Annotated in this window: 2 protein-coding genes; both read left to right on the top strand. The window is 45.2% G+C overall.

The features are described 5' to 3' along the window. Window positions 1-3,858: DEAD/DEAH box helicase family protein (locus G5B06_RS18355; protein ID WP_173772702.1), on the top strand; the 3,858-nt coding region annotated here is incomplete at its 5' end. 54 nt (window positions 3,859-3,912) lie between these two features. After that, window positions 3,913-4,086 (top strand): ArdC-like ssDNA-binding domain-containing protein (locus G5B06_RS19150; RefSeq protein ID WP_244094593.1); only part of this gene is annotated, 174 nt, incomplete at its 3' end.

Here is a 4,086-nt window from a genome sequence, read left to right as displayed (position 1 = left end):
ACGGAACTGGAACTTTCGGATACAGAGCTGGAGGAGGATGTTGTCTTTATACCGGCAGACCCGGATGTAAAGAATTTCAGTTTTACCGTAGTGAATGAGGAAGTCTATTACCGGGAAAATTCTGTGATGAACTGCATGGAGCTTCCGGCAATGACAGCGGAACGTGTCAAAGGGATGGTGAAGATCCGTGATGTTACGAATGAACTGATCCGGTGTCAGATGGAAGAGGGAAGCGATGAGCAGATCACAAAGCTGCAGGAAAAACTCAATGAAGAATATGATATCTTTACAGCAAAATATGGTCTTATCAGCAGCAATGCCAATAAGAGGGCATTCAGTCAGGACAGCAGCTATTGTCTTTTGACTTCTCTGGAATTTCTGGATGATAAGGGAGAACTGAAACGGAAAGCGGATATTTTTACCAAAAGGACGATCCGCAGGGCAGAAACGGTAACTTCCGTGGATACTGCCAGTGAAGCACTTGCGGTTTGCATTGGTGAGAGGGCAGGCGTTGACCTTTCCTATATGGCACAGCTTTCAGGGAAAACAGAAGAGGAGCTTACAGAAGAACTGGCAGGGGTAATCTTTAAGAATCCGATCGGTGAAAAATGGGAGCCGTCGGACGAATATCTTTCTGGAAATGTGAGGGAGAAACTGCAGATCGCCAAACAGTTTGCAGAAGATCACCCGGAATATCAGGTGAATGTGCAGTATTTGGAGCAGGTACAGCCAAAAGATCTGGATGCATCAGAGATTGAAGCAAGACTTGGGGCAACCTGGATCTCCGAGGATTACATTACACGGTTCATGGCAGAAACATTCCATACACCAAGATATTATGTAGGGAGCAAGGTCAAAGTCCAGTATGCCGAAGTGACCGGACAGTGGAATGTTATGGGAAAGAATGTGGATAGCTACGGAAATGCCCTTGTCACTTCCACATATGGAACACAGAGAGCCAATGCTTACCGTCTTTTGGAAGATGCCTTAAACCTTAGAGATACCAAGATTTATGACACGGTACAGGATGCCGAGGGGGAACACCGGGAATTAAACCGGAAGGAAACAATGCTGGCACAGCAGAAGCAGGAGCTGATCAAAGAGGAATTTAAGGAGTGGATATTTAAAGATCTGCACCGACGGGAAGATCTCTGTAAGATTTATAATGAACGATTTAACAGCATCCGTCCACGGGAATATGATGGAAGCCATATTCAGTTTGTCGGCATGAACCCGGAGATCACCCTGATGCCGCACCAGAAAAATGCAGTGGCTCATGTGCTGTATGGAAATAACACCCTTCTGGCTCATTGCGTAGGAGCAGGGAAGACGTTCCAGATGATCGCAGCTGGTATGGAATCAAAACGGCTGGGACTCTCACAGAAGAATCTTTATGTTGTGCCAAACCATCTGACCGAGCAGTGGGGCGGTGATTTCCTACGTCTCTATCCGGGAGCAAATATCTTGGTGGCAACGAAGAAAGACTTTGAGCCGGCAAACCGAAAACGGTTCTGTTCCCGTATTGCGACAGGGGATTATGATGCCGTGATCATTGGACATACGCAGTTTGAGAAAATCCCCCTTTCAAAAGAACGGCAGATTGCCATGCTGGAAGATCAGATTGCAGATATTACGTTCTCCATTGAAGAAGCAGCACATCAGGCAGGGCAGAATTATACCATCAAGCAGTTGGAAAAAACAAAGAAAAGCCTGCAGGCGAGGATGAAAAAACTCAATGACCAGACCAGAAAGGATGATGTAGTAACTTTTGAGCAATTAGGTGTAGACAGACTGTTTGTGGATGAAAGCCATTCATTCAAAAATCTTTTCCTATATACAAAGATGAGAAATGTAGCAGGTATTTCACAGACGGATGCACAAAAAAGTTCCGATATGTTTATGAAATGCCGGTACATGGATGAACTGACAGGCGGCAGGGGAATTACCTTTGCTACGGGTACTCCCGTATCGAACAGTATGACCGAGCTTTACACTATCATGCGTTATCTCCAGTATGACACACTCATGCGTATGGGCATGGGACACTTTGATTCTTGGGCTGCAACGTTCGGGGAGACAGTAACCGCAATCGAATTATCGCCGGAAGGAACGGGCTATCGTGCGAAAACACGGTTTGCCCGTTTTTTTAATCTTCCAGAGCTGATCTCCATTTTTAAGGAAGCTGCGGATATTCAGACATCGGATATGCTGAATCTTCCTGTACCGGAAGCAGAGTTTATCAATGAAGTCTTAAAACCAAGTGAAGAACAGCAGGAAATGGTCAGTGCCTTTTCGGAACGTGCGGAAGAAGTAAGAGCCAGTCTTGTGAATCCAACAGTGGACAACATGCTCAAGATTACTAATGACGGAAGAAAATGTGCATTGGATCAGAGGCTATTAAATGAACTCCTTCCGGATGCAGAAAAAAGCAAGGTCAATACCTGTGTGGAAAATGCTTTTCAGGTATGGGACGAGGGAAAAGCAGATCGGACAACACAGCTGATCTTCTGTGACTTGTCTACTCCAAAAGGGGATGGGACTTTCAATGTATATGATGATGTCCGAAACAAACTGGTTGCCAGGGGAATCCCGAAAGAAGAGATTGCGTTTATCCATGAATACAACACGGAGACAAAGAAAGCAGATTTGTTTGCAAAGGTACGGGCCGGGCAGGTGAGAATCCTTATGGGTTCCACTCCAAAACTCGGTGCTGGTACCAACGTACAGGACAGGCTCATTGCCCTCCATCACCTTGACTGTCCGTGGAAGCCGTCTGATCTGGAACAGCAGGAAGGACGTATCTTAAGACAGGGAAACCAGAATGACAAAGTAAAGATATTCCGGTATGTGACGGAGAACACTTTTGATGCGTATATGTGGCAGATTTTGGAGAATAAGCAGAAGTTCATCAGCCAGATCATGACCAGTAAATCCCCGGTCAGGGCTTGTGAAGATGTGGATGATACGGCACTGTCCTATGCAGAGATCAAGGCACTTGCCACAGGTAATCCGCACATTAAAGAAAAAATGGATCTGGATGTGCAGGTGAGTAAGCTGAAACTCTTAAAGGCAAACCATACCAGTCAGATTTACCGTCTGGAATCCGATATTGCAAAGAATTTCCCGGTACAGATCAGTGCATTGAAAGAGCGGATTGCCGGGATGCAGGTGGATTCGCAGGTAGTAAAAAGCGTGGATTTACAGGATAATGACACGTTTGCCATGACGGTAGGGAATGTCCTTTATGAAGATAAGAAAGAAGCAGGCGAAGCGTTGATCGCCGCCTGTGCAGGTTTAAAAACCGTCAGCACCGGCGGAAAGGTTGGGGAATATCATGGGTTTACGTTATCTGCTTCCTACAATATGTTCTCCAATGCGTTTGAACTGACGGTCAAAGGAAAATGCTCTTATAAGCTGGAGATCGGAAAAGACCCTGTAGGAAATATGCAGCGTATCCATAACACGCTTTCTTCCATTGACAGGAAGCTGACGGAAAGTGAGCAGAAGTTAGAAACCGTACAACAGCAGCTTGCTACTGCACAGGAAGAGGTAAAGAAGCCATTTCCGAAAGAAACAGAGCTGAATGAAAAGATGGAACGGCTATCCGAGTTAAATGCATTGCTGAACATGGATGAAAAGGGTAATGAGACGATTATGGCAGATGAGGATATTGGCAGAGAAGGAAGCAACACAGACAGCAGGGATGCCATAGAAGAAAAAGAACTTCCGGAAACAGCAGACAGAATCCATAAGCCATCTATTCTGGAACGCTTAAAGCAGGAGAAGGCACAGCAGAATACAGCGGAACAGCCATCTGTACAGAAAGCTGCAAAGAAAAAACATGAACAGGAGTTATAAAAGATTTCCCGTCAGAGTTTTCTCTGGCGGGGACATAAAATGGAGGGTTTGTTTATGGCAAATAATATAGAAAAACAGTTAAAAGAAATATCGGAACGGCTGGAACAGGGAGTAAAGGAAATCTTTACATCGGAGAGATATACCGAATATCTGAATACCATGTCAAAGTTCCACAATTACAGCTTTAATAACACACTGCTGATCACCATGCAGAAACCGGAAGCAACA

It is taken from the genome of Blautia luti (assembly GCF_013304735.1).
Lineage (GTDB): Bacteria > Bacillota > Clostridia > Lachnospirales > Lachnospiraceae > Blautia_A.
This window is presented reverse-complemented; position numbering and strand designations above follow the sequence as displayed.